Source organism: Microbacterium sp. LMI1-1-1.1 (genome assembly GCF_040815675.1).
Classification (GTDB): domain Bacteria; phylum Actinomycetota; class Actinomycetes; order Actinomycetales; family Microbacteriaceae; genus Microbacterium.
Genome location: NZ_JBFPNN010000007.1, coordinates 35,030 through 60,511, shown reverse-complemented (window position 1 = coordinate 60,511; position 25,482 = coordinate 35,030). Strand labels below are relative to the sequence as shown.

Here is a 25,482-nt window from a genome sequence, read left to right as displayed (position 1 = left end):
GCGACCGGTCGCGCGCACGGCAGAATGGTCCGATGGCCTCCGTGAGCCCCCACCTGCAGCCCGACCACGCCTGCCTCATCGTGCACGGCAGCGACACCCCCGGAATCATCGCCGCGGTGTCCGCGCTCATCGCACGTCAGGGCGGCAACATCGTCGCGTTCGACCAGTACTCCGACGACCCGCGCGGTGGGGCGTACTTCCAGCGCGTGGTGTTCCACAAGCCGGACCTCGCGGCCTCGCTGCCCGACATCGAGGCGGACCTCGCGGCGACCCTCGGCGGCGGCTTCGAGCTGGAGTGGAAGCTCACGGACCTCGCCACACCCAAGCGCATGGCGATCCTGGCCTCGAAGCAGGACCACTGCCTGCTCGACCTGCTCTGGCGTCACCGCCGCGGCGACCTTCCCGTCAGCGTGCCGATGGTCGTGTCGAACCACACCACGTCGGCCGAGGACGTCCGGTCGTTCGGCGTGCCGTTCTTCCACGTCCCGTCCACGCCCGGACCGGACAAGTCGGCCTCCGAGGCGCGGATCCTCGAGCTCCTGGTGGGCAACGTGGACTTCGTCGTCCTCGCGCGGTACATGCAGATCCTCTCGCCGGAGTTCCTCGAGAAGATCGGGGTGCCGGTGATCAACATCCACCACTCCTTCCTGCCCGCCTTCATCGGCGCGGAGCCCTACAAGAAGGCGAAGGAGCGCGGCGTCAAGCTCATCGGCGCGACCTCGCACTACGTCACCGGCGACCTGGACGAGGGCCCGATCATCGAGCAGGACACCGTGCGCGTCACGCACGCGGACTCCTCCGCCGACCTCGCGCGCCGCGGCGCCGACGTCGAGCGTCAGGTCCTCTCCCGTGCCGTGCTCTGGCACGCGGAGGACCGCGTGATCCGCCACGGCAACCACACGATCGTCTTCTCCGACTGACCCGGGTCGTCCCGGCCCGGGTCGCGAGACGCGCCCGAGCCGGGGCGGACCTCAGTCGGGATCGGACGCGCGGCTGAGCGGTCCGCTTCCCCCGCGCGGGGCCTGCTTGCGCTGACGCGCCAGCTCGCCGCCGACGCGTCCGCCGTACGGCCGCCCGTGGTCGGCGAACTCGGCACGGAAGTACGCCAGTCGCCAGTCGCCCATCTCTATACGCGCACCCGTGCGGAGGATGCGCCCGCCGCCCCGGCCGCCCTGGTCGCGCGCGCCGCCGCCGCCGGTGGACTCGAAGGCGTAGAGGACGTACTCGTCGTCGCCCTCGTGCCGGATCTCCGCGTGCACCGGCGCGAGGCCGGGCAGACGCAGGTCCGCCTCCTCCCCCGATCCGATGACGGTCCGCTCGGGCAGCAGGTCGAACTCGCGCGGCGCCTTGCCGTCCCAGGTGGACGACCCGATGGCGAAGATGAGGCGCGGCCGTCCCGATCCGGGCGTGTAGTGGGTCGTCGTGACACGGCGACGGACGACCCGGTTGACCGTCGGCACGAGCGGGAGCGGGGTCGCCGGCGGCACCGGGAACGCCGTGGCGCGATTGCCGCGACGCACGAGCAGCGGCGCGAGCGCCGCGACGGAGCCCAGGCGGATGTGCGGCGACCCGGTGACGATGCGCTGCAGCGCGTTGCGCTTGACGCTCCCCATCTGCAGGATCGGCCCGTCGGGCCCCTCCAGCCGGACCGAGATGCCCCGCGCCGCGAGCGCGTCGGCCACGGTCGTCAGCTCGGACAGCGTCCGCCGTCCGTTCCCCGGCAGGCGCGAGGGGTCGCTGACGGTGATCCGGATCTCGCTCCCCTCGGCCGTGATCGTCCCTTCGAACGGCGGGTCGGCGGCATCCCTCCCCTCCTCCTGCTCGGAGAAGGAGAGATCGATGTCGAGGCGCACCATGACGGCGCCGCGTCTCAGCTGCCGCGGTGCGGGTCGGAGCCGGGCGCAGTGTCGTCGCTCGTGGTGACGCGCAGGGTGCCGTTCAGCTTCCAGGTGGCGCGGGGCGCGTCGGGGCCGATGTCGCGCGGGACCTCGACGGTCATGTCGACGAAGGAGTAGTTGACGGCCGCGCCGCGACCCGTCAGGTAGGACCACATCTCGCGGCCGAGGTCGGTCCAGTCGGTGATCGAATGGCCCTCGGGGCCCGAGGCGTCGGCGAACGGATCGGTGGTGGTGGAGGAGTCGGACATGGCTCGCGTCCCTTCTTTTCGTTTCGAGGGCACCAGGGTGGCAGCGCGTCCCGACGCGGAATGAGGGATTGCGCCGGACGCGGGGGTGCGGGACCATTCCGTCGACCCCCAAAGAGACATTTGACGGTGACGCGCGAGCCGGGCAGCATGTCCGGGTGACCTCCCTCGACGAGCTGCGCGCCACCGCGCATCCGCTCCGCCTGCGCCTGCTGTCGCTGCTGACCGGCGCCGCCCTGAGCGCCGCCGAGGCCGGACGCGAGCTGGGCGTCTCGCAGGCTTCGGCGAGCTACCACCTGCGGGTGCTCGAACGGGTGGGCCTCGTCCGCGTGGTCGAGATCGTGCGCCTGCGCGGAGGGGAGGCCAAGCGGTACCGCCACGAGGCGTCCTCCCGCCGGTACGACGTCGACGCTGCCGCCCGGACCCGTTCGCCCGAGGACGAGGCGGAGTACGTCGAGGCGCTCGTCGCCGAGCTGCGCCGCCGCGCCGGGCTCCGGACCGACGGACCCGCCCTGTCCACCGACGCCGAGCTGTGGCTCGACCCCGCCGTCTGGCGGCGCGTCGTGCAGCACGTCGGCGAGGCCTCGGCGCTGCTCCACGCCGCCGCGCAGCCGCCCCGGTCGCCCGGCACCCGCCCCGTGTCGATGACCGCGGCCCTGTTCCCCCTCCGGACCCCTCGATGAGCGCCCGCACGGAGGGACCGCTCTCCTTCGCCCCGTTCCGCTGGCTCCTCGCCGCGCGCACGGTCGCCATCGTCGGCAACGCGGTGGCACCCATCGCGCTGGCCTTCGCCGTGCTCGACCTCACCGGCTCCGCGGCCGACCTCGGACTGGTCGTCGCCGCGCGGTCGCTCGCGAACGTCGCCATGCTGCTCTTCGGCGGCGTGATCGCGGACCGTCTGCCCCGCAACGTGGTGCTCGTCGGGACGTCGATCGCGGCCGCGGCGACCCAGGGAACGATCGCCGCGCTGGTCCTCACCGGGACCGCCGGCATCCCCGCCCTGGTCGCCCTCGGCGTCCTGAACGGCGCGGTCGCGGCCGTGAGCCTCCCCGCGGCCGCCGCACTCGTGCCCGACACCGTCCCGGACGACCTGCTGCGCCCCGCCAACGCCTGGCTGCGACTCGGCCTGAACGCGGGCAGCATCGTGGGCGCCTCCGCCGGCGCGGGTCTCATCGCGGTCGTGGGGCCCGGGTGGGGCTTGGCGGTGGATGCCGCGACCTTCGCCGTCGCCGCCGTCCTGTTCTCGCGTCTCCGACTCCCCGACGCGGCGGGCGCCGGGGAGGGCGCGGCGACGGGCACGGCGACGGGCACGGCGGGCGCGGCGGCGGGCACGGCGGCCGGTCCGCGGGCCGCCGACGGCGATCCCGCCGGCACCGATCCCGCGGAGAGCGGTCCGACGACGCCGACATCGGTGTTGACCGACCTGCGGGAAGGCTGGCGGGAGTTCTCCGGCCGCCGCTGGATCTGGATCGTCGTGCTGCAGTTCGCCGTGCTCAACGCCGCCTTCACGGGCGCGGTGACGGTGCTCGGACCGCTCGTCGCCGACGAGAGCTTCGGCCGCGCCGGGTGGGGGCTGGTCGTGGCGGCGCAGACGGTCGGGTTCGGCGCCGGCGCACTCCTCGCCCTGCGCTGGCGCCCGCGCCGGGCGCTCGGGATCGGCGTCGCCGCCATGGCGGCCGCAGCCATCCCGGTGGTGGCGCTCGCCCTGACGCCGACGCTCCCCGCGCTCGTCGCGGCGTTCGCCCTCGGCGGTCTGGCCATCGAGCTGTTCGCCATCGCGTGGGACCAGTCGCTGCAGGCGCATGTCCCCCGTGCCGCGCTGTCGCGGGTCTACTCGTACGACATGGTCGGGTCCTTCGTCGCGGTCCCGCTCGGGGAGATCCTCGTCGGCCCGCTCGCGCACGGCCTCGGCACCGTGCCGGTGCTGCTCGGGTGCGCGGCGGTGATCGTCATCGCCACCGCCGCCGCGTCGAGCTCCCGCAGCGTGTGGCGGATCCGCGCGACCGCCTAACGGGTCAGAACACGTACTCCATCAGCTCGACGCCCAGCACGCGGAAGGCGTCGTGCGCCCGCAGGCGGTGGGCGATGGAGAGGTCGTCGAAGTTGACGATGAGCGCGTAGGCGACCCCGGCCCGCGGACCGCCGAGGACCCCGGCCTCGGCGCGCACCCCGCCTGCCCGTCCCGTCTTGTTGACGAAGAGCAGCCCGTGCTGGTCGTTCTCGTGCGCGAACGGGTCGAGACCGGTCGCGGACGCCACGAGCGACAAGTCGCTGTTGAGGCTGAGCCATTCCGCGACCTGCGCGCTCACCCCAGGCGAGACGAGCGACGAGTTGACGAGGCCGGCGAACAGCTGCGCCATCTCTCCCGCCGTGGACAGGGCCAGGTGCGGGGCGTCGTCCGGGCCGCGGTCGTCGCGGAACCGGTCGAGCAGCGCCGTACGCCGCAGGCCCAGCTGCTCGACGCGCGCGCGGACGCTCTGCAGACCCACCCGGTGGAGCAGCGCGTTCGCGGCCAGCGCGTCTCCGGTGGCCGCCGCCAGGACCGCGAGGTCCGACAACGGCAGCGCCGGCGCCTTGAGGTGCTGCCAGACGCCCGCGACGGCCACGCCGGGCAGCTGCGCGCGATCGACGATCTCGAGCGCGTCCAGGCGTCCCGACTCGATCGCCGCGGCCGTCTCGATGAGCAGCGGCACGACGCCGAGGCCACCCACCGGCAACGTCACGTGGTCGTCGCCGGCGAGCACCACCGAACCGCCGTCGAGCTCGTCGATGCGCACCGACACGCGTGCGCCCGACGTGGCGAGCTCGTCCAGGGCGCGCAGCGTCGAGGTGAACGACCGTCGCCCCGCCGCCGCACGGCGGGGCAGCCGCTTATGCCCCTTGCGCCCCGCACCCCGTAACGAGGGCGCGTCCCGCCTCGACGACTCCGCCGGGGCGCCGGCAGGGTCGGGCGCGGCGGGTTCGGGGAGCGGGGGCATGCCCACGAGTGTGACTCCTTCGCATCAGGAGGGCGACAAACGGGGTCTCACCAGATGGTGACGCGTTGGTCCTCGTCGAGCCACAGGGCGTCGCCCTCGGTGACGTCGAACGCTTCGTAGAACGCCTCGATATTACGCACGATCTGATTGCACCGGAACTCGTTCGGCGAGTGCGGGTCGATCGTGAGCAGCCGGATCGTCTCGGCCTCCCGGCCCTTCTGCTGCCACACCTGCGCCCAGCTCAGCAGCAGCCGCTGAATGCCCGTGTACCCGTCGACCACCGGGCCGTCCGCCGTCGGACCGTGGACGATCGCGGCGTCCCCCGCGGGGGCGTCGGGGAGGGATGCCGCCCCCTCCGAGCCGTCGTCGGTGCGTGCGGGCGCGGCGTCGTCGTCCGACGCGTCGAGGGTGCCCTCCGCGGCGGCCGCGGTGTCCGGGGCCGCGTCGCCGTCGGAGACGGTCTCGATGGCGGCGCCCTCGTCCGACGCGGTGTCGTCGTCCGCGGCGGCCGCGGCGGCGTCGTCGTCCGCGGCGTCCGCGGTCGCGCCGGTCGTGGCGTCGGACCGGGCCTCGTCGTCGTCCGCGGTCGACAGGGACCCCGCCGGGGCGGCATCCGGAGTCGACTCCAGCGACAGACGGTACGCCGCGATGGCGATGCCCAGACCACCGAGGTCGCCGATGTTCTCACCGATCGTGAGGGCGCCGTTGACGTGGTGCTCCTCGCCGAGGCCCTGCGGGACGAGCGCGTCGTACTGGGCGATGAGGGCCTTGGTCCGCTCCTCGAACGCGGCGCGGTCGGCATCCGTCCACCAGTCGCGCAGGGACCCGTCGCCGTCGAAGCGGCTGCCCTGGTCGTCGAAGCCGTGACCGATCTCGTGACCGATGACCGCGCCGATCCCGCCGTAGTTGGCGGCGGCGTCGCGGTCGGCGTCGAAGAAGGGGTACTGGAGGATCGCGGCGGGGAAGACGATCTCGTTCATCAGCGGGTTGTAGTACGCGTTGACCGTCTGCGGGGTCATGTACCACTCGTCGCGGTCGATCGGCCGCCCCACCTTGGCGAGCTGGCGGTCGTGGTCCCACACGTGCGCCCGGCGCACGTTGCCGACGAGGTCCGCGGCGTCGATCTCGAGGTCCGAGTAGTCCTTCCACCGCACGGGGTAGCCGATCTTCGGGGTGAATGCGTCGAGCTTGGCGAGCGCGCGCTCGCGGGTCTCGGGGGTCATCCACTCGAGGGAGGAGATCGACCGGCGGTAGGCCTCGATGAGGTTGTCGACGAGGACGTCCATCTCCTCCTTGGCCGTCGGCGGGAAGTGCCGCTCGACGTAGACCTTGCCGACGGCCTCGCCGAGGGCGGCCTCGACGAGGCTGACGCCGCGCTTCCAGCGCTCCCGGTTCACGGGGACACCGGTCAGCTGCGTGCCGTAGAACGCGAAGTTCTCGGCGACGAACGGCTCCGACAGGAAGGCCGCGGAGGCGTGCACGATCTTGAACCGCAGCCACGCCTTCCAGTCCTCGAGGCGGTCCTCGCGCAGGAGGGTGCCGAGCGACTCGACGAAGCTCGGCTGGTAGACGACGGCCTCGGCGAAGACGTCGTCGTAGCCGGGGGCGACCCCCGCACGCCACGGCTCGAGGTCGACGCCAGCGAGGGCGACCGTCTCGTCCCAGGTCTTGAGGTTGTACGTCTTGACCGCGTCGCGGCTGTCCTCGCGCGACCAGTGGTGGCCGGCGAGCTCGGACTCCAGCGCGAAGATGCGCGCGGCAGCCTCGGCGGGCTCGGCGACCCCGGCCAGATCGAGGATGCGCTCGATGTGCGACCGGTAGGCGGCGCGGGTCTCCTCGAAGTTGTCGAGGCGGTAGTAGCTCTCGTCGGGCATCGACAGCCCGCCCTGGTAGAGCACCGGCACGTAGCGGGTCGGGTCGCCCGGATCGGGCTCCACGAAGAGCGTGACCAGGCCGCTGATCCCGTCGCGTTCCAGCTCGCCGATGAGGCGGAGGAGGGATGCCACGTCCCCGACCTCGTCGACGCGGTCGAGCTGCGCGGCGAGCGGCGTGCGGCCGAGCTCCTCGATGCGGTCGGTGTCCATGAAGCTCGCGAAGAGGTCGCCGATCTTGCGGGCCTCGCTGCCCGCCTCGGCATCCTGCGACTCCTCGACGATCGCGCGGACGTGCTTCTCGGCCTGCTCCGCGATGAGGTGGAAGGAGCCCCAGCGGGCCTTGTCGTCGGGGATCTCGGTGCGCTCCAGCCAACGTCCGTTCACGTGGCGGAACAGATCGTCCTGCGGGCGGATCTCGTCACTCAGCTCGTCGAGGGCGAGTCCGGAGCGGGGGGTCTCGGTCATGGAGACAGAATATGTGCCCCGCATCGGTGCGGGCGCGGGGGTGGACACGCCGCGCCATCGGCATCCCGTCCGCCCGCCCTAGGCTCGGAGGGTGACGAGCAGGCCGACCCTGAACCGCGAGATCCTGCGCCTGGCCCTGCCCGCGCTCGGTGCGCTGATCGCGGAGCCGCTGTTCCTCATCGTCGACTCCGCCATGGTCGGCCACCTCGGCGTCGCCCCGCTGGCGGGTCTCGGCATCGCCGGTGCGGTCCTGCACACGATCGTCGGCCTCATGGTGTTCCTCGCGTACTCGACGACCCCCGCCGTCGCCCGCCGCTTCGGCGCGGGCGAGTTCGGCCGCGCGGTGTCGGTCGGGATCGACGGCATGTGGCTCGCGCTCACGCTGGGCGCGGTCCTCGCCCTGGCCGGTGTGCTGACGACCCCGGCCATCGTCGACGTGTTCGGCGCCGCGCCCGACGTCGCCGAGCAGGCGCGCATCTACCTGTCGATCTCGATGTGGGGCCTGCCGGCGATGCTCATCGTCTTCGCCGCGACGGGCCTCCTGCGCGGCATGCAGGACACCGTCACCCCCCTGTGGATCGCCGGGCTCGGCTTCGGCGCGAACGCGCTGCTGAACGCCCTCTTCATCTACGGCTTCGGCTGGGGCGTCGCGGGTTCCGCGGCGGGGACGGTCGTCGCCCAATGGGGGATGGTCGGCGCCTACGTGATCGTCGTCGGTCGACTGGCCCGCCGGCACGAGGCATCCCTCCGCCCCGAGCGGGCCGGACTCAGCGGGACCGCGCAGTCCGGCGGCTGGCTGTTCCTTCGGACGCTGAGCCTGCGCGCGGCCTTCCTCGCGACGGTCGCCGTCGCCACCGGCCTCGGCTCGGCCGAGCTCGCCGGATGGCAGATCGCGTTCACCATCTTCTCCACGGCCGCCTTCGCCCTCGACGCCCTCGCGATCGCCGCTCAGGCGCTCGTCGGCAAGGCGCTCGGCGCCGGCGACCACGACAGCGTCACGCGCGTGCTCGGTCGCACCGTCGCGTGGGGCGTCTGGTTCGGCGTGATCGTCGGTGGCCTCATCGCGGCGGCGTCCGGCGTCATCGGGATCCTCTTCACGGGGGATGCCGCGGTGGCGGCCCTCATCCAGCCGGCGTTGCTCGTGCTCGCGGTGGCCCAGCCGCTCGCGGCCTTCGTCTTCGTCCTCGACGGCGTGCTGATCGGCGCGGGCGATGCCCGGTACCTCGCGCTCGCGGGCGTGCTCAACCTCGTGCCCTACATCCCCGCCCTCCTCCTCGTCGCCGCCCTCGCCGGCGGCGGCGGCGGAGGATTGGCCTGGCTGGCCGCCGCCTTCTTCGGCGTGTACCTGCTCGCCCGCGCCGTGACGTTGGGCCTGCGCGTGCGGGGCCGGGCCTGGATGACGGCGGGAGCGTGAGGCATCCCTCCCCTGGTCGTTCCCAGCCGCGGGGCGTACGGTGCGGGGCATGAGGTCGTCCCGCTCGGCCGTCGTCGCCGTCCTGTCCCTGTCCGCCGTCCTGCTGGCCGGCTGCACCGGCGCGGCCGACGAGTCCGCGCCGTCCTCGTCCGCTCCGGATGCGAGCCCCACCGCGCGGGCCACCGCCACCCCGACCGTGACCGTGTCGCCGCCGACCGCGCCGGACGCACTCCCCCGGGACGCGGCGTCGCTGCAGGCGTGGGCGGCTCTCGCTCTGCCCGAGAACGCGCTGGGCGGCAGCACCGCCATCGCCCGCGGCACCGGCCAGGTCGGTGAGACGGGCGCCAGCGTGACGCTCCCCGAGGACGCGGGAGCGTTCGAGGTGGTTCTCGCGTGCCAGAGCCTCGACGGGTCCGCGCTCGGGGTGCGGTTCGGCTCGCCGGGCGAGCTGTTCGAAGTCCCCTGCTCCGCGCCGGGCGGCGATCAGCCGGCGCCCACGCGCCTTCCCGTGCAGGCGGGCGCGGTGCTGGTCGACGCCACGGCCGACGCGGTGTTCGTCTACGAGGTCCACCCCCGCTCCGGCACCTGAGAGGTCAGCGGAGCCCCTGTGCTCCGACGTGCCGCAGATGCACGCCGAGCCCCCCGTCGTGCGTACATCTGCGCCCCCGTCACGGCCACAGGGCAAACCCCCAGCGCTGACTTGCCGCAAATGCACGCGAAAGACGCCGCCACGCGTACATCTGCGACAAGTCAGCGCAGGAAGACGTCAGGTGTACCAGGTGGGCGTCGGCACTTGGTTCAGCAGCACGTACTCGCCGACCTCGCGCTTCTTGTACGCGATCGGGTCGTGCAGGCTGTGCGTCCGGAGGTTGCGCCAGAAGATGTCGAGCCCGACGGCGTTCGACGTGGCCCGCGCCCCGGTCAGCTCGAACACCTTCGACGCGACCTCGAGGCCGTCGTCGACGATGCGGAGCTTGCCCGCGGCGATGCGCACGGCGATCTCACCGCGCCGACGCTCGGTGAGCTCTTCGCGCGGCGCGTGCAGCACGGCGCTGATCTCGGCCCCGGCGGCATCCAGGAGGGCTTCGTCCGCCCACAGCCGGGACTGCAGCTCGCCGTACCCCTCGAGGAGGTACCACTCGTCCGCGGCGCGGGCCTTGTCGTCACCGCCGTACGGCCACGGGCGGGTGCGCTCGCGCGTATACGCCGACGCGGTCTCCAGCGCCCCCTGCGCGATGCCCAGATAGAAGTTCGCGAAGACGAGCTGGATCGCCGGGACGTTCAACGTGTTGTACACGAGGGGCTGGAACTGCTTGTCGACGAAGCCGGCGGCATCCGCCCAGTTCACCCGGACGTCGCGGATCTCCACCGACCCCGACTCGGTGAGGCGCTGGCCGAGGTTGTCCCAGTCGCCGGCGAAGACGATGCCCTCCTGCGCGGTCGGGACGATGGCGAAGACATGCGTGTCGGTGCCCTCGAGCACCCCTTCGAGCACGGTGAGGTCGGACACGCGTCCGCCGGTCGAGAACGATTTCCGCCCCGAGAACACCAGCTCGTCGCCCTCCTCGCGGATGACGAGGTCGGAGTCGCGGGGGTTCACCGCTCCGCCGAACAGGAATGTGTTGCGCGTGTAGAGCTCCTCGACCGCGGAGATCTGCTCGTCGGTCGCGACCAGACGGGCCGCCCACGCCCACAGGTAGTGGTAGCCGAGAAGCTGCCCGATCGACCCGTCGCCGCGGGCCACCGCCCGGATCACGCGGTAGGCGGTGTCCCACGTCTCGCCCGCGCCGCCGTGCTCGCGCGGACCGAGCAGGGTCACCAGTCCGGAACGCTTGAGCAGCTCGACCTCGGTGAACGGCGCGAGGTTGGCACGGTCGCGCTCGACCGCGTCGGCGGCGAGGATGTCGCCGACCTCCCGGGCGCGGTCGATCCAGCCGGCGCTAGTGTGAGGAGCGGCTGCGTCCCGCCAACGGTCGGCCAGGCCCGTGGTCACTGAATCCGTGATCGTCATGGTCATTCCTTCCAGGGTGTGCGATTCGGTGTCGTGCCCTCCCCGGCTGCCACCGGCGATGGGCAGGTCCGCTCGGCGAGCGGCGGGACGCATCCGTCCTCATCGCCCGTGTCGCGGCTTCGTGGCCACAGTCAACAACCGTCCGCGCCCGCGGCCGAGGTTTGTTACCGACGAAGACCGTGTGCGTCGTCACACTCGCCGAACGGCGGGTTGGGTCTCGCGCCGGACGGTTGGCGGGGCGCTGCGCCGGACGGTTGGCGGGGCGTTTCGCCGGACGGTTGGCGGGGGGCGTCACGCCCAGCGGCGGGGGGCGCTGCGCCGGACGGCGGGGGGGCGTCAGGCCCAGCGACGGCACCACTCGTACATCACGACCGCGGCCGCGGAGGCGGCGTTGATCGATCGCGTCGAGCCGTACTGGGTGATCTCGACGACACCGGTGGCGGCGGCGAGCGCCTCGGGCGACAGCCCCGGCCCCTCCTGCCCGAACAGCAGCACGCACGCCTCGGGGAGCTCGGCCCGGTCGACCGGGACGGACCCGTCGACGTTGTCCACCGCGACGACGGGGAGGGATGCCGCCGCCGCCCACGCGGCGAACGCCGCCACGTCCTCGTGGTGCCGCACGTGCTGGTACCGGTCGGTGACCATCGCGCCGCGGCGGTTCCAGCGGCGTTTGCCGATGATGTGGACCTCGGCCGCGAGGAACGCGTTCGCGCTGCGGACGATCGACCCGATGTTCAGGTCGTGCTGCCAGTTCTCGATCGCGACGTGGAAGGGGTGCCTCTTGGCATCCAGGTCCGCGACGATGGCCTCCATCGTCCAGTACCGGTAGGCGTCGACGACGTTGCGGGTGTCGCCGTCGGCGAGCAGGTCCGGGTCGTAGCGCGGGTCGTCGGGCCACGCGTCCGGGCCGCCCGGCCAGGGCCCGACCCCGTGCGTCGGAGCCGGAGAGGTGCTGTCGTCGGCGTCCGTCGTCACCGGCCCAGGCTACCGGCGCCCCCGCGTCGTGCCCGGCGGCGACGGTCGGGGCTCGCGTTGCCGTGCGAGCCCGGCAGCTCGCAAGTGGCCCCGGGGCGCGGAGGGTGGCCCCGGGGCCACTCGCGCCGCACGGCGGACTCGCGCAGACTTTTCGGCATCCCGAAATCTCGCTAGGGTTTCGGCATGCCGAAAAATACGATGGATGCCGCCCCCACGACGGCCGCCCCGGACAGGCGCCACCGGCCGGGGCGCGCCGCCTGGCTCCTCGGCCCGGCGCTCGTCGCCGGCGTCGCGTACCTGGACCCGGGGAACGTCGCCAGCAACATGACGGCCGGGGCGGTCTTCGGCTACCTGCTGGTCTGGGTGGTCGTGCTCGGCAACGTGATGGCCTGGCTCATCCAGTACCTCTCGGCCAAGCTCGGCATCGTGACGGGCGAGAGCCTCCCGCAGGTGCTGGGCCGCCGCATCCGCCGTCCGTGGGCCCGTCGCGCGTACTGGCTGCAGGCCGAGCTCGTCGCGATGGCCACCGACGTCGCCGAGGTCATCGGCGGCGCCGTCGCACTGAACCTCCTCTTCGGCGTCCCGCTCGTGTGGGGCGGGGCGATCACGGGGGTGGTGTCGATGCTGCTGCTCGTCGTGCAGTCCCGCCGCGGCGCGCGCGCCTTCGAGACCGTGCTCATCGGGCTGCTCGTCATCATCGCGGCGGGCTTCACCTTCGGTCTCTTCCTCGCGCCGCCGGACGCGGGCAGCGTGGTCGAGGGTCTGGTCCCGCGGTTCGACGGGACGAGCTCGGTGCTGCTGGCGGCATCCATCCTCGGCGCCACGATCATGCCCCACGCGATCTACGCCCACTCGGCGCTCACCCGCGACCGCTTCGCCCCCGCGGCACCGGCGACCACCCCGGCGACCGGCGCCACGGCCGCCGCCACCCCGGCCGAGGCCACTCCCCCCGCCCCCGCCCCCGTCGTCGCCCCCGGCGCCGACCTGGAGCGGGCCCGCGGCATCGCCACCCCGCGCCTGCTGCGCGCCACCCGCTGGGACGTCACGATCGCCCTCGCCGTCGCCGGCACCGTCAACCTGGCGATCCTGCTGCTCGCCGCCGCGAACCTCGCCGGCGTCGACGGCACGGACAGCCTCGAGGGCGCCTACACGGCCCTCCGCGATGGGCTCGGACCGCTCGTCGCGACGATGTTCGCCGTGGGCCTGCTCGCCAGTGGCCTGGCCTCGACCTCGGTGGGCGCCTACGCCGGCGCGGAGATCATGCACGGCCTCCTGCGCGTCCGCGTCCCGCTCCTCGCCCGGCGGCTCGTCACCCTCCTCCCGGCGCTCGGCATCCTGGCCCTCGGCGTCGACCCCACGCTCGCGCTCGTGCTGAGTCAAGTGGTGCTGTCGTTCGGCATCCCGTTCGCCCTCGTGCCGCTGGTCGCCCTGACCGCACGGCGGGACCTGCTCGGCGCCTACCGCAACCACATGCTGACCACGGTCGCGGGAGTCCTGGCATCCCTCTTCCTGATCACGCTCAACGGGGTGCTCCTCTGGCTGGTCTTCACCGGCGCATAGACTGACGCCCGTGGAATCGCCCGTGGCCGACGACTACCTCAAGGCCATCTACCACCACACCGAGTGGCAGGACGACCCGATCACGCCGTCGCAGCTCGCGACGGTCCTGGGGCTCGCCCCCTCGAGCGTGACGGAGATGGTCAAGAAGCTCGCGGCGCAGGGGCTCGTGACGCATCGACCGTACGGCCCGGTCTCGCTCACCCCCGCGGGGCGGAAGCGGGCGGCCGGGGTCATCCGTCGGCACCGTCTCGTCGAGACCTGGCTGGTCCGCGAGTTCGGCTACGCCTGGCACGAGGTGCACGACGAGGCCGAGGTCCTGGAGCATGCGCTCAGCGAGCGTCTGCTCGACGGCATCGACGACCGCCTCGGTCACCCCCGGTTCGACCCGCACGGGGATGCGATCCCGGATGCCACCGGCGCCGTGCACCGCGAGCCCTTCGTCCTGCTGGCCGAGGCCGCGTCGGGTCATTCCGGCCGCGTGCTGCGCGTGAGCGACCGCGACCCGGAGCTGCTGCAGGCCATGGTGGAGCGGGGGATCGACGTGGGCCACGAGCTGGAGGTCGTCGGAGACGGCGTCGTGCGCGCCGACGGCGTCGCGGTGACGCTGCCGGCGGGGGCGCCGACGTCGGTCTGGCTCACGCGCTGACCCCCGGGTCTCGGCCGCGTTCGCGCCGACCCCCGCGCTGACTTGTCGCATATGCACGCCAGGGAGCGCCTCCGGCGTACATATGGGGCAAGTCACCGCTGTGGGCGCGAGGTCCCTGAAGCGCTGACTTGTCGCATATGCACGCCAGGGAGCGCCTCCGGCGTACATATGGGGCAAGTCACCGTCGTGGGCGCGAGGTCCCTGAAGCGCTGACTTGGCGCATATGCACGCCAGGGAGCGCCTCCGGCGTACATATGGGGCAACTCACCGCCGTGAGCGCGGCGTCAGGCGCGGCGGACCTTCGCGAACGGCCAGCGCACGTGCGTGGCCTTCTCGCACGCCTCCCAGAGGCCGGCACCCAGCGCGTCGCCGCGGGTCCGCCGGGCCGGCGTCGCCCGGCGCGGCCGACCGCGCGCGACGAGCGCGGGGCCGTACATCTGCCCGCCCTCGGCGAGCGGGTCGACGAGCGCGCGGACGAGGGACCACGCCCCCTCCTCCTTGGACTGCGTGACGGGCGCCTGGAGGTTGTCGAGGAACCGCGACAGGCGCGACGGCTCGTTGACCCCGCGGATGCCGCGCGTCCGGCCGCTCGTGGAGTAGCCGGGGTGCGCGACGAGACTCTCGACCGGGACGTCGTGGGCGCGCAGCCGACGATCGGCCTCGAGCGCGAGCGCGGTCGTCGCGGCCTTGGACTGGACGTACGCGCGCCAGGGCGTGTAGCCCTCGGTCAGCTCGGGGTCCGTGGGCACGTGGTTCCAGAGCGACGTGGACATGCTGCCCACCCACACCATGCGCCCGCGCGCGGCGGCGAGCGGCTTGAGGAGCTCCCCGCCGAGCGCGAAGTGCCCCAGGACGTTCGTCGCGAAGACGAGCTCGTGTCCGCCGGCCAGCTGCCGCTCCTTCGGCGGATGCACGACCCCCGCGTTGAGCAGGAGCCCGTCGAGGCGGCCGCGCGCGCGGACCGTCGCCGCGGCGGCACGCACCGACCCGAGGTTGCTCGTGTCGAGCAGGAGCGTCTCGATGTCGGCATCCGGAGTGCTGCGCAGCACGGCCGCCTTCGCCGTGACGAGCTTGTTCGGATGGCGTCCGGTGAGGATGACGTGCGCGCCGGCGCCGGCGAGCTGCTCGCACGCGAAGAAGCCGAGACCGCGGGTGGCGCCGGTGACGAGGTACGTGCGCCCCGAGAGGTCGCGAAGGCTCTCGGGGTCCCAGTCGTCGCGCGTCACCCCTCGACACTAACGAGAACACTCCCCGTCGTCACGGGTGCATTCCGGGAGGGGAATGCGGCCCGCTCGGAAGTTTTTTCCCGCGGCGCGTGACGAATCCGCCGCTCGACACGTCTCCATGGTGAACAACGCTCCGCACGGCGAACCCGCCGCTTGCGACGTCGATACGAGAAAGGGACAGATCATGGGTCTGGACGACAAGATCAAGAACGCCGCTCAGGACATCGTGGGCAAGGCCAAGGAGACCATCGGCAACGCCACCGACAACGACAAGCTCGCCGCCGAGGGCAAGGCCGACCAGGCCAAGGCCGACGCGAAGAAGGCCGGCGAGAACGTCAAGGACGCCTTCAAGTAAGCAGGCGCGACGGAACGGGGGCGGGGCCGCGAGGCTCCGCCCCCGTTGCCTGTTCCCGCCGGCCCCGAGGGGTACGCGGTGCCCGCGGAAGTGCCGGGTCTAGGCTGAGCGCATGCGAACCCGGCAGGACATCGAGTGCTGGCTGACCGACATGGACGGCGTGCTCGTCCACGAGAACACCCCGATCCCCGGAGCGTCCGAGCTCCTGGCGCAGTGGCGCGCCGAGGGGACGCCCTTCCTGGTGCTCACGAACAACTCGATCTTCACCCCGCGCGACCTGAGCGCGCGCCTGCGCGCGTCCGGACTGGTGGTGCCCGAGGCATCCATCTGGACCTCCGCACTCGCGACCGCGGACTTCCTCAAGGCGCAGATGCCCGGCGGGTCCGCCTTCGTCATCGGCGAGGCCGGACTCACCACGGCCCTGCACGAGGCCGGGTTCATCATGACCGAGACCGTGCCCGACTACGTCGTCGTCGGCGAGACGCGCAACTACTCCTTCGAGGCGATCACGAAGGCGATCCGCTTCATCCGCGCGGGCGCGCGGTTCATCGCGACGAATCCGGATGCCACCGGCCCCTCCACCGAAGGCGTCCTCCCCGCGACGGGCGCGATCGCGGCGCTCATCACGAAGGCCACCGGCAAGGAGCCCTACATCGTGGGCAAGCCGAACCCGATGATGTTCCGGTCGGCGCTGAACCGCATCGGGGCGCACAGCGAGAACACCGGCATGATCGGCGACCGCATGGACACCGACATCGTCGCCGGCATCGAGGCCGGGCTGCACACGGTGCTCGTGATGACGGGGATCAGCGATCAGCACGAGATCGAGAAGTACCCGTTCCGTCCGGACGAGATCCTCGGCTCCGTCGCCGAGCTCGTGCGCGACGAGCCGGTCGAGACGGACCTCGCCGACGGCGAGGACGGACTGTCCGCGGGGATCTGAGGGGATCGAGCGCATGGATGACCGCACACTCTGGCTGATCGTCGCCTTCTTCATCACCGCCGGCACGCTCGTGGCGTTCATCGTGCAGTGGGTGCGCGGACGGCGCGGCGGCGGGCACGATCCGTTCGACGGCCCCGGCCCGGACGACGACACCCCGCGCTGACGCCGGCCGCCGTTCCGGGACAGGCAGCGGCGCCGGGACAGGCAGCAGCGCCGGGACAGGCAGCGGCGCCGGGACAGGCAGCAGCGCCGGGACAGGCAGCGGCGCCGGGACAGGCAGCAGCGCCGGGACGGGGCACGGGAACAGGCAGCAGCGCCGGGACAGGCAGCGGCGCCGGGACAGGCGGATCCTCGGCGAAACGGCATGTCCTCGCCGTGGCGCCTGTCGCCGGTGAGGCGGGTTACTGCGGCTGCAGGCCCAGATCGTCGAGGTCGATCGAGCCGAGCCACTGCAGCCCCTCGGCCTCGACGGCGGCCTGGGCGCCGGTCTTGCGGTCGACGACGACGGCCACGGCGACCACCTCGGCGCCCTCGCGGCGCAGGACCTCGACGGCCTTCAGCGCGGACTGACCGGTGGTCGAGGTGTCCTCGACGACGACCACGCGCTTGCCGGCGACGTCGGCGCCCTCGACCTGACGGCCGCGGCCGTGGTCCTTGGGCTCCTTGCGCACGACGAACGCGTCGAACGGACGGCCCGCGCGCACGGACTCGTGCATGACCGCGTTGGCGATGGGGTCGGCGCCGAGCGTGAGGCCGCCGACGGCGACGACCCCGTCGATGTCCTTGACGAGGTCCAGCACCAGGCGGCCGATGGCCGGTGCGGCCCGGTGGTCGAGGGTCAGCTTGCGCATGTCGACGTAGTACGTCGCCTTCTTGCCGCTCGAGAGGGTGAAGTCGCCGTGGAACACCGCCTCGTCCGAGATGAGGCGGATGAGCGCCTGACGGTCTGCTTCGAGCTCGGGCGTGGAGGCGGCGGTCACGCCGTCGAGTCTATTGCGAATGGATGCCAGGGCCCGTGGCATCCATCCCCCTCGCCGCCCTGCGGAGTCGGGGTCCGTGTCGGGCACCGGAGCCGGGCATACTCGAGCCGTGCAGAAGAAGGGCTCCGCTCAGCTGATCGCAGCCCTCGAGGCAAGCGGGCGCGACGTCGATCCCGACGCCCGCGAGGAGGCGAAGCTGCGCGCGGGCACCGACGACGCCGTCCGGCGCGCGCTCGCCGAGCACTACCGCCGGATCCGCCAGCCTGCGCAGGCCGGGCGCTGGGGCATCGTCTTCCCGGGATGGGGGAGACCCCACGAGGTCGCGCAGCTGCGGCTCTGGCTCGCCGGCACCGCCGACCGCGGCGACTACGTCCGTCGAAGCCTGTCGCTCGCGGCATCCACGCCCCTCCCTCACGCCGTCGCCGATCTCTCGGACCCTGCCCTGAGGGAACGACGCCCGGGCGCGCGACGAGAGACCGTCGCCGAGGTCAGCGGCTGCGTGGCGGCGGCCCTGCTGGCGGCGGTCGCCCTGGTGCCGGTGTTCGGTATCGGGAAGGTCATCGTGGACGGCCTCGCCGGGGCGAGGTCGGCGGACGGGCCCGTCCTGGTGGTGACGGCGGCCGTCCTCCTCGGGCTCGCGCTGGTGTTCGGCCTCATCAGGACCGTCCGACCGCGACTCGGCCTCGATCCGACGTTCTTGCAGATGCGCGCCGCGGAACTCATGATCACCCGACCGCGCGAGGGACGGGCGATGCTGCGCGCGCTCGTCGCCGTCGACGATACGGACACGGCGCGACACGCTCTCGTCGACGACGCGCGCCGTCGTGGGCGTCCGGCTGAGGCGGCACGGTGGGGATGCACCATCGCGGGACTGACGACGGCGGAGGAGCGTTCGGCCTACGCCGACGTGTTGCTCAGCGGATCGCGCCCTGCGTACGCCGACGATCGCCTGGTCGACGCCTCCCGCGTGCCGTACGACGACCCGAGCGCAGGCGACGTCGACGCGGTGCGGGCGCTGCTCGGAGCACGCCCACCGCGGCCCGCTGTCGACCTCCCCCCACCCGACGGCGGGCCGCGTGTGCGGTTCCTGCTCCTCGCCCTCCTCAGCATCCCCGTCGGGGCGGGCGTCATCGTGTGGAGCGACGCCGCGCCCCGCGTGATCGCGTCGCTGAGCCTGGCGTTCACCGCCGGCATGTGGACCGTGCTCTTCGCTATCGCCGCGGTGCAGCACCCCCGCCGACCCGCCACCGGCCTGGTGTCGACCGCCATCGTCAGCGCCATCGCGACGGGCGCGGCCGTCGTCTTCGCGTTCGTCTGACCGTCGCCGTTCCTCGATCCGAGTGGCGATTCAGACGACGCCCCCGCGGGCGTCGGGTGTCGGCGGCCGAAAGTAGGCTGGATGCCATGCGCCTGGCCACCTGGAACGTCAACTCCATCCGTGCTCGCATCGACCGCACGGTCGAGTTCTGCGTCCGCGAGCACATCGACGTGCTGGCGATGCAGGAGATCAAGTGCAAGACGGAGCAGTTCCCGTACGCCGCCTTCGAGGAGGCCGGCTACCACGTGGCCGCGCACGGACTGAACCAGTGGAACGGTGTGGCGATCGCCAGCCGCGAGCCGCTGGAGGACGTGCAGATCGGCTTCCCCGGCATGCCGGGCTTCGAGAAGGGCAAGGAGGGCCCCGACCTGCCGAAGGAGGCCCGCGCGCTCGGCGCCACTGTCGGCGGCGTTCGCGTGTGGAGCCTGTACGTGCCGAACGGTCGCTCGCTCGACGACCCGCACTACGTCTACAAGCTCGACTGGCTTGAAGCGCTGCGGCAGTACACCGCGGACCAGCTCGCGGCCGACCCGCGCCTCGCGCTCGCGCTGACGGGCGACTTCAACATCGCCCCGACCGACGACGACAACGGCGACCCGACCGTCGTGGAGGGTGCCACCACCCACGTCTCCCCGCCGGAGCGCGCCGCGTTCGCCGCGTTCGAGGCGGCAGGGCTGACGGACGTCGTCCGCCCGCTCATCCCCACCGGTTACACCTACTGGGACTACAAGCAGCTGCGCTTCCCCCGCAACGAGGGGCTGCGCATCGACTTCATCCTCGGGTCCCCGGCGTTCGCCGACGCCGTGCAGGGCGCCGAGATCCACCGCAACGAGCGTAAGGGCGAGGTCCCGAGCGACCACGTCCCGGTCGTCGCCGACCTCGACCTCACCGGCGAGGACGACGACGACCTGCCGATGATCTTCGGCTGACGCGGCGCCGCTTCCGCGGCATCCGGGTACTGTTCCGCCCGCGCGGCGGGCTCGTCGGTGCGGGCCGCGGCGGCGCGGAATCGGATCAGAGCGCCGGAATCGGAGCGACTGGGCGGACCGGTCCGAATCCGAGGCATCCATCCGAATCTGCCGACCGCCACGTCGCTCGATCCTGCGGCGCGGAATCGGATCAGAGCACCGGAATCGGAGCGATCGGGCGGAAAGGTCCGAATCCGAGGCATCCATCCGAATCTGCTGACCACCACGCCGCGCGATCCTCGCAGTCCGGCACGCTTCTCGCAGATGCGCGACCGGAAACTGCGAGAGAGCCGCCATTCTGCGAGGAGCGCGGTCGGCGGCGGCGCGGAATCGGATCAGAGCGCCGGAATCGGAGCGATCGGGCGGAAAGGTCCGAATCCGAGGCATCCATCCGATTCCGCGACGCCCGCGCAAGCTCCGCACCTCCCGCGCGAGCCCTCCCCGGCCCCCGGCCCCCGCAAACTTTTCCCGCGCGCTGTCGATTCCGCTGGTCGCCGTTCGACGCGATAGTAAGGGGAGGCATTCGCTCCCCTCAGATCGCTCCAGAGAGCACCGACGAGAAGAGTTCACGATGAAGTTCATGCTGATCATGCGCGGCACCGACGAGGCGTACGCCGCGTACAAGCAGATCCCCTTCGAGCAGATCATCAACGACATGGGCGCGTACAACGAGTCCATGATGACCGCGGGCGTCCTTGTGGCCGGCGACGGCCTCGCCGAGGACATGAGCAAGAACTTCGTCGTGGAGTTCGGCGGCGAGGAGCCGGTCGTCACCGATGGCCCCTACGGCGAGACGCACGAGCTGTTCAACGGGTTCTGGATCATCGAGGTGTCCACCCGCGAGGAGGCGATCGAATGGGCGCGGCGCGCGCCGCTGATCGCCGGCAACAAGCTCGAGGTGCGCCGGGTGACCGACGAGACCGACTTCGCGGCCTTCGCCGACAACGAGTACATCCAGAAGGAGGAGGGCTGGCGCGAGGAGCAGGCCTCGCGGTGACCACCGACGTCGCGCGACGCGTCGCGGCGATCTGGCGCATCGAAGGCGCCCGGGTCGTCGCGACGCTCGCGCGCGTGGTCGGCGACCTCGGCACGGCCGAGGACCTTGCACAGGATGCCGTCGCGGAAGCCCTCGTACAGTGGCCGCGCAACGGCATCCCGAACAATCCCGGCGCGTGGCTGACAACCGTCGCCAAGCGCCGCGCGATCGACGGCTGGCGTCGACAGCAGAGGCTGGAGGAGCGGTACCGGCTGCTGGGCGCGGACCTCGAGGACGTCCCGGATGCCGACTGGCAGCCCATCCCCGATGACGTGCTGCGACTGGTGTTCGCTGCATGCCATCCGGTGCTGTCGCGGGAAGCGCAGGTGGCGCTGACGCTCAAGGTGGTCGGCGGCCTCGACACCGAGGCGATCGCGCGGTTGTTCCTCGTCCCGGTACCGACGATGCAGCAGCGGATCGTCCGCGCGAAGAAGGCGCTGAGCGCGGCACGGGTGCCGTTCGCGGTGCCGGAGCCGACGGAGTGGCCGGCGCGGCGGGCGGCGGTGCTCACGGTGATCTACCTGGTCTTCACCGAGGGCTACGGCGCGAGCTCCGGCGACGCGGTGCTGCGCACCGAGCTGGCGCACGAGGCCATCCGACTGGGTCGCGTGCTCGGCGCCCTGCTCCCGCGCGAGCACGAGGTGCTCGCGTTGTCCGCGCTCATGGAGCTGCAGGCCTCGCGCTTCGCGGCCCGCGTCGATGCGCGCGGGGATGCCGTCCTCCTCGCCGACCAGGACCGTCGCCGCTGGGACCGGTCGGCGATCGCACGCGGGCGGGATCTCCTTCAGCGGGCGGACGCCCTGGACCGGGGGCGCGGCCCGTACGCGCTGCAGGCAGCGATCGCCCTCTGCCACGCGGAGGCGCGGAGCGTCGAGCACACCGACTGGGACCGCATCGTGCTGCTGTACGAGATGCTCGGTCGGATCGCGCCGAGCCCCGTCGTGGAGTTGAACCGTGCGGTGGCGGTGTCGATGGCATCCGGTCCCCTCGACGCCCTCGCGATCGTCGACGGGCTCGCCGGCACCGGGGCGCTGAAGGGATCGCACCTCCTCCCCTCGGTGCGCGGGGAGCTGCTGTCGCGGCTGGGCCGGACGCGCGAGGCGCGTGAGGAGCTGCGCTCGGCCGCGGAGTCGACCCGGAACGAGCGCGAGGCGGCGCTGCTGCGACGGAAGGCCGACGCGCTGTCCGATTAGCCGCCGCCCGACGAGAGTGCGGAAGACGAATACCGCTGCGGCGAACGACGGCGGGGCCGGAGCGAACCCCGACCCCGCTGAGACCGTGCGTCAGGCCGCGGGGACCTCGGCCGGCTTCACGCGCTCGATGAGCGTGACGAGCGCCTCGATGATCGAGCGGAGGAACGCGGCGGTCGACTCGTCGGTGACGGTGCCGTCCTCCTCGAAGAGGCCGGGCGTGGACTGGATGTAGCCCTCCGGCTGGCCGAGGACGAGGGCGTTGTAGTGCAGGAGGACCGAGCGCAGGTGCTGCTGGCCGGCAGCGGTGGCGATGCCGCCCTGCGAGGTGCCGATGACGGCGGTCGGCTTGTCGTTGAAGGACGCCTCGCCGTAGGGGCGCGCCGACCAGTCGAGGGCGTTCTTCAGGACGCCGGGGATGGAGCGGCTGTACTCGGGCGTGACGATGAAGACGCCGTCGGCATCCTCGATGGCCTTCTTGAAGTCGACCGCGACCTCGGGGAATTTTCCGTCGGCGTCGGGCGAGTAGAAGGGGAGGTCCTTGATCGGGATCTCCTTGAGCGTGACGCCCTCCGGGGCGACCTTCTCGAGCGCCTTCGCCAGACGGCGGTTGATGGACGTGCTCGAGATGCTTCCGACGATGTAGCCGATCGTGTGGTCCGTCACGATGATCCTCCTGTGTGGGTGTCGTCGGCGGCGCGCGGCCGCCAGGTACATTCACGGGAAAGAATCCCGGATGCCCCTGTATTCCCGACCCGCTTGACGGACGGATGCCAGGGGTGCAGGGCTCCGCTCACCGCAGGGCCCCCGCCCCGCCAGGGGAAGAGACGCTCACGTCTCCCGGGGTGCGCCCGCCACCTGCGTCGCAAGGAAGCGCGCCGGCTTCAACGACAGACGCGGCTCCGCATCCCGCAGCACCTTGATGACGCGGAGCTCGTCGTCGGTGCTGACACCCGCTGCGGCGACGACCTCGCTCGCCCACTGTCGGGCAGCCGCGAGGCTCCCGCGCTCGATGGAGGGGAACAGCTCCCGCAGCTCGTCCCGGGGGTCGGCACGGTCTCCCCAGAGGAGCTTGTCCAGTCTCGCCATGATCGACGTCCTCTCGTTCGGACGGAGCGCGCGGCATCCGTCGGGTCGGACGGAGCGCGCGGCATCCGTCGGGTCGGACGGAGCGCGCGGCATCCGTCCGACAAGCCTCGCCCGCCCCGGGCGGCATGCACCTCCCCCGGGCGACGGAATCGCCCCTGGGGCGGCGGGATGACCCGACCTAGACTGTTGGACGTGTCCACCCCCTCGCGAGGACCCGTGACCGCCACGGCGCGCCACCGCAGTCCGACCGCCGAGGAAATCGCGCGACCCGTCTCCACGAACCGCGTCGACCTCGTCCTCGGCGCCGTCGTCCTGTTCGGCGCTCTCGTGAGCGCGGGCCTGACGGCGATCTCCGGCTACTACGGCAGCGTCGACGTGGCCGGCCTCGCGGTCCCCTACGCGCTCGTCCTGGGTGCCGCGGTGGCCCTGCGGCGGAAGTGGCCCGCCACGATGCTCATCGTTGTCGCCGTCGCGTACTTCGTGGCCGTGACCATCGGCATCCCGGAGCTCTACGCGGGCAACGTCAGCCTGTTCATCGTCTTCTACACCGTCGGCGCGCACGTCCCGGACCGGCGACGGGCCCTCGTCATCCGGGTGGTGGTGATGGTGGCGATGGCCGCCTGGCTGACGGTCACCATCGTTCAGGCCGCCCTCTCCGGCCTCGATGCCGGGACGCTCGGCCCTTCGCAGGTGCCCGCGTTCGTCGCCAGTCAGCTGGCGGGCCTGCTCATCAACGTCCTCTACTTCGGCGGCGCCTACTACTTCGGGGAGCGCTCGCATCAGCAGGCGCAGGAGCGGGCCGCCCTGGAGCAGCGCACGGCGGAGCTCGAGGCCGAGCGGGAGGTCACCGCCGCCCAGGCGGTCGCCCTCGACCGCGTCCGTATCGCCCGCGAGCTGCACGACGTCGTCGCGCACCACGTGTCGCTGATGGGCGTGCAGGCCGGCGCCGCCCGCTCGATCCTCACGCGCGACCCGGACAAGTCCCGCGACCTGCTCACGGGTGTCGAGGAGTCGGCGCGCACGTCGCTGCGGGAGCTGCGCCAACTGCTGGAGACCCTGCGCACGTCCGGCGGCGACGCCCCGGACACGGCGCCCACGACGCACGGCCTCGCGACGATCCCGGCCCTCGTGGAGGAGGCGACCGAGGCGGGTCTTCCCACGACGTTCACGGTCATCGGGGAGATCGACGCGGAGCCGTCCCCGCTCCTGCAGGTCAACCTGTACCGGATCGCTCAAGAGGCCCTGACCAACGCCCGGCGTCATGCGGGTCCGGGCGCCACCGCCGACGTCCGACTGCGCTTCGACCCGGATGCCGTCGAGCTCGAGATCGCCAACACCGGCCGACACGGTCCCGTGCGCACGGGCCTCGGGCACCTGGGCATGCGCGAACGCGCCGCGGTCTCGGGCGGCACCGTCGAGATCGGCCCGCGGACCCGCGGCGGCTACCTCGTGCGCGCCCGTCTGCCGCTCACCTTCGCGGCGGACGCATCCGCCCCGACCCCTCCGGAGGCGACCCGTGCCTGAGCTGCGCGTGCTGCTCGTCGACGACCACGCCATGATGCGCGCGGGTTTCCGCACCATCCTGACCCTCGAGGACGACATCGACGTCGTCGGGGAGGCGTCCACGGGGCTCGAAGCGCTCGCGGTCGCCCGCCGCACGCGTCCCGACGTCATCTGCATGGACGTGCAGATGCCCGACATGGACGGGCTCGAGGCGACCCGACGCCTCCTCGCCGACCCGGATGTGGATGCCGCCGTCCTCATCGTCACCACGTTCGACAGCGACGACTACGTGTTCGCCGCCCTGGCCGCCGGCGCCAGCGGGTTCCTGCTGAAGAACGCCGGCCCCGAGGAGCTCGTCGCGGCGGTGCGCGTCGTGGGCGCCGGCGACGCGCTGCTCGCCCCCGAGGTCACGCGCCGGGTCATCGAACGCTTCGCCGGGCGCGGCGGGGAGGCCGCGGCATCCCTCCCTCCCCGCGTTCCGCCCCTGACGCTCGGCGAACCGCTGACCGATCGGGAGTCCGAGGTGCTGCGCCTCGTCGCCGAGGCCTTGAGCAACGCCGAGATCGCTGCACGCCTGTTCATCGGCGAGGCGACGGTCAAGACGCACGTGTCCAACGTCCTGCAGAAGCTCGGCGCCCGCGACCGCGTGCAGGCGGTCGTGCTCGCGCACCGGCACGGCCTGGCCTGAGCGCCGAGCCTTCCCCGCGATACCTCGGCCGGTACCGCTCCCGCACGGCCCCCGCGCGACGGCTCTCCCCCGCACGACGGCCTCCCCGCGCGACGGCTCTCCCCCGCACGACGGCCTGCC

The 25,482-nt window shown here is 72.5% G+C and carries 26 protein-coding genes; 16 read left to right on the top strand and 10 right to left on the bottom strand.

Annotation, left to right across the window (positions count from 1 at the left end; all coding sequences use genetic code 11):
• Positions 1-32 precede the first annotated feature (32 nt).
• The gene (gene purU / locus MRBLMI1_RS06220) at positions 33-920 is read left to right on the top strand and encodes a formyltetrahydrofolate deformylase (RefSeq protein ID WP_367728379.1); all 888 of its coding nucleotides are present in this window, start codon (positions 33-35) and stop codon (positions 918-920) included.
• A 51-nt stretch (positions 921-971) separates the two neighbouring features.
• Here the strand turns inward: purU and MRBLMI1_RS06215 are convergent, their stop codons facing one another.
• Both MRBLMI1_RS06215 and MRBLMI1_RS06210 read right to left on the bottom strand, forming a co-directional pair.
• Positions 972-1,856, bottom strand: coding sequence for an FHA domain-containing protein (locus MRBLMI1_RS06215; protein ID WP_367728377.1), 885 nt, complete (start codon positions 1,854-1,856; stop codon positions 972-974).
• Between the two features lie 14 nt (positions 1,857-1,870).
• Positions 1,871-2,146, bottom strand: coding sequence for a hypothetical protein (locus MRBLMI1_RS06210; RefSeq protein WP_367728375.1), 276 nt, complete (start codon positions 2,144-2,146; stop codon positions 1,871-1,873).
• Positions 2,147-2,301: 155 nt separating this feature from the next.
• On the opposite strand from MRBLMI1_RS06210, the gene MRBLMI1_RS06205 reads away from it, so the two are divergent.
• Entirely contained in the window at positions 2,302-2,826 is a 525-nt protein-coding gene (locus MRBLMI1_RS06205) for a helix-turn-helix domain-containing protein (protein ID WP_367728371.1), read from the top strand.
• On the top strand, positions 2,823-4,154 hold the full coding sequence (locus MRBLMI1_RS06200; protein WP_367728369.1) for an MFS transporter: 1,332 nt from the start codon (positions 2,823-2,825) through the stop codon (positions 4,152-4,154). The genes MRBLMI1_RS06205 and MRBLMI1_RS06200 overlap by 4 nt, the downstream gene beginning before the upstream one ends.
• Before the next feature lie 4 nt (positions 4,155-4,158).
• On the opposite strand, the gene MRBLMI1_RS06195 is transcribed toward MRBLMI1_RS06200, so the two are convergent.
• Positions 4,159-5,121: a serine hydrolase gene (locus tag MRBLMI1_RS06195; protein WP_367728368.1), complete on the bottom strand. Its 963-nt coding sequence runs from the start codon at positions 5,119-5,121 to the stop codon at positions 4,159-4,161.
• 47 nt (positions 5,122-5,168) lie between these two features.
• Complete coding sequence (locus tag MRBLMI1_RS06190) at positions 5,169-7,460, bottom strand: M13 family metallopeptidase (protein ID WP_367728366.1); 2,292 nt, start codon at positions 7,458-7,460, stop codon at positions 5,169-5,171.
• 91 nt (positions 7,461-7,551) lie between these two features.
• Between MRBLMI1_RS06190 and MRBLMI1_RS06185 the strand changes: the two genes are divergently transcribed.
• Complete coding sequence (locus MRBLMI1_RS06185) at positions 7,552-8,874, top strand: MATE family efflux transporter (protein WP_367728364.1); 1,323 nt, start codon at positions 7,552-7,554, stop codon at positions 8,872-8,874.
• Between the two features lie 49 nt (positions 8,875-8,923).
• Complete coding sequence (locus tag MRBLMI1_RS06180) at positions 8,924-9,463, top strand: hypothetical protein (protein WP_367728360.1); 540 nt, start codon at positions 8,924-8,926, stop codon at positions 9,461-9,463.
• A 177-nt stretch (positions 9,464-9,640) separates the two neighbouring features.
• Here the strand turns inward: MRBLMI1_RS06180 and MRBLMI1_RS06175 are convergent, their stop codons facing one another.
• Both MRBLMI1_RS06175 and MRBLMI1_RS06170 read right to left on the bottom strand, forming a co-directional pair.
• Entirely contained in the window at positions 9,641-10,891 is a 1,251-nt protein-coding gene (locus tag MRBLMI1_RS06175) for an acyl-CoA dehydrogenase family protein (RefSeq protein WP_367728357.1), read from the bottom strand.
• Positions 10,892-11,221: 330 nt separating this feature from the next.
• The gene (locus tag MRBLMI1_RS06170) at positions 11,222-11,860 is read right to left on the bottom strand and encodes a TrmH family RNA methyltransferase (RefSeq protein WP_367728356.1); all 639 of its coding nucleotides are present in this window, start codon (positions 11,858-11,860) and stop codon (positions 11,222-11,224) included.
• Between the two features lie 183 nt (positions 11,861-12,043).
• Between MRBLMI1_RS06170 and MRBLMI1_RS06165 the strand changes: the two genes are divergently transcribed.
• Both MRBLMI1_RS06165 and MRBLMI1_RS06160 read left to right on the top strand, forming a co-directional pair.
• Positions 12,044-13,420 carry an Nramp family divalent metal transporter gene (locus tag MRBLMI1_RS06165; protein ID WP_414685811.1) on the top strand — a complete coding sequence of 459 codons (1,377 nt, stop codon included), beginning with the start codon at positions 12,044-12,046 and terminating at the stop codon, positions 13,418-13,420.
• 10 nt (positions 13,421-13,430) lie between these two features.
• Positions 13,431-14,066: a metal-dependent transcriptional regulator gene (locus MRBLMI1_RS06160; RefSeq protein ID WP_367728354.1), complete on the top strand. Its 636-nt coding sequence runs from the start codon at positions 13,431-13,433 to the stop codon at positions 14,064-14,066.
• Positions 14,067-14,350: 284 nt separating this feature from the next.
• On the opposite strand, the gene MRBLMI1_RS06155 is transcribed toward MRBLMI1_RS06160, so the two are convergent.
• Positions 14,351-15,292, bottom strand: coding sequence for an SDR family NAD(P)-dependent oxidoreductase (locus MRBLMI1_RS06155; protein WP_367728352.1), 942 nt, complete (start codon positions 15,290-15,292; stop codon positions 14,351-14,353).
• A 184-nt stretch (positions 15,293-15,476) separates the two neighbouring features.
• On the opposite strand from MRBLMI1_RS06155, the gene MRBLMI1_RS06150 reads away from it, so the two are divergent.
• The 3 genes from MRBLMI1_RS06150 to MRBLMI1_RS06140 all read left to right on the top strand — a co-directional run bounded on the left by MRBLMI1_RS06150 (position 15,477) and on the right by MRBLMI1_RS06140 (position 16,753).
• Positions 15,477-15,647: a CsbD family protein gene (locus MRBLMI1_RS06150; RefSeq protein WP_367728351.1), complete on the top strand. Its 171-nt coding sequence runs from the start codon at positions 15,477-15,479 to the stop codon at positions 15,645-15,647.
• A 112-nt stretch (positions 15,648-15,759) separates the two neighbouring features.
• Positions 15,760-16,590, top strand: coding sequence for an HAD-IIA family hydrolase (locus MRBLMI1_RS06145; RefSeq protein WP_367728348.1), 831 nt, complete (start codon positions 15,760-15,762; stop codon positions 16,588-16,590).
• Positions 16,591-16,603: 13 nt separating this feature from the next.
• Complete coding sequence (locus MRBLMI1_RS06140) at positions 16,604-16,753, top strand: hypothetical protein (protein WP_367728346.1); 150 nt, start codon at positions 16,604-16,606, stop codon at positions 16,751-16,753.
• 238 nt (positions 16,754-16,991) lie between these two features.
• Here MRBLMI1_RS06140 and pyrE read toward each other — a convergent pair whose 3' ends face one another.
• Positions 16,992-17,570, bottom strand: coding sequence for an orotate phosphoribosyltransferase (pyrE, locus tag MRBLMI1_RS06135; protein WP_367728345.1), 579 nt, complete (start codon positions 17,568-17,570; stop codon positions 16,992-16,994).
• Positions 17,571-17,679: 109 nt separating this feature from the next.
• Here pyrE and MRBLMI1_RS06130 point away from each other — a divergent pair, with 109 nt between their 5' ends.
• The 4 genes from MRBLMI1_RS06130 to MRBLMI1_RS06115 all read left to right on the top strand — a co-directional run bounded on the left by MRBLMI1_RS06130 (position 17,680) and on the right by MRBLMI1_RS06115 (position 22,085).
• Entirely contained in the window at positions 17,680-18,888 is a 1,209-nt protein-coding gene (locus MRBLMI1_RS06130) for a hypothetical protein (protein WP_367728343.1), read from the top strand.
• Positions 18,889-18,974: 86 nt separating this feature from the next.
• Entirely contained in the window at positions 18,975-19,817 is an 843-nt protein-coding gene (locus MRBLMI1_RS06125) for an exodeoxyribonuclease III (RefSeq protein ID WP_367728341.1), read from the top strand.
• Positions 19,818-20,427: 610 nt separating this feature from the next.
• Positions 20,428-20,853: a YciI family protein gene (locus tag MRBLMI1_RS06120; protein ID WP_367728334.1), complete on the top strand. Its 426-nt coding sequence runs from the start codon at positions 20,428-20,430 to the stop codon at positions 20,851-20,853.
• Positions 20,850-22,085 carry an RNA polymerase sigma factor gene (locus MRBLMI1_RS06115; protein WP_367728333.1) on the top strand — a complete coding sequence of 412 codons (1,236 nt, stop codon included), beginning with the start codon at positions 20,850-20,852 and terminating at the stop codon, positions 22,083-22,085. The genes MRBLMI1_RS06120 and MRBLMI1_RS06115 overlap by 4 nt, the downstream gene beginning before the upstream one ends.
• A gap of 90 nt (positions 22,086-22,175) precedes the next feature.
• Here the strand turns inward: MRBLMI1_RS06115 and MRBLMI1_RS06110 are convergent, their stop codons facing one another.
• Positions 22,176-22,748, bottom strand: coding sequence for an NADPH-dependent FMN reductase (locus tag MRBLMI1_RS06110; RefSeq protein ID WP_367728331.1), 573 nt, complete (start codon positions 22,746-22,748; stop codon positions 22,176-22,178).
• 165 nt (positions 22,749-22,913) lie between these two features.
• Positions 22,914-23,171, bottom strand: coding sequence for a hypothetical protein (locus MRBLMI1_RS06105; protein WP_367728328.1), 258 nt, complete (start codon positions 23,169-23,171; stop codon positions 22,914-22,916).
• A gap of 192 nt (positions 23,172-23,363) precedes the next feature.
• Between MRBLMI1_RS06105 and MRBLMI1_RS06100 the strand changes: the two genes are divergently transcribed.
• Positions 23,364-24,695 (top strand): sensor histidine kinase, encoded by a 1,332-nt coding sequence (locus MRBLMI1_RS06100; RefSeq protein WP_367728327.1) that lies wholly within the window; start codon positions 23,364-23,366, stop codon positions 24,693-24,695.
• Positions 24,688-25,362, top strand: a complete 675-nt coding sequence (locus MRBLMI1_RS06095) for a response regulator (protein WP_367728326.1) — start codon at positions 24,688-24,690, stop codon at positions 25,360-25,362. The genes MRBLMI1_RS06100 and MRBLMI1_RS06095 overlap by 8 nt, the downstream gene beginning before the upstream one ends.
• Positions 25,363-25,482: the final 120 nt, after the last annotated feature.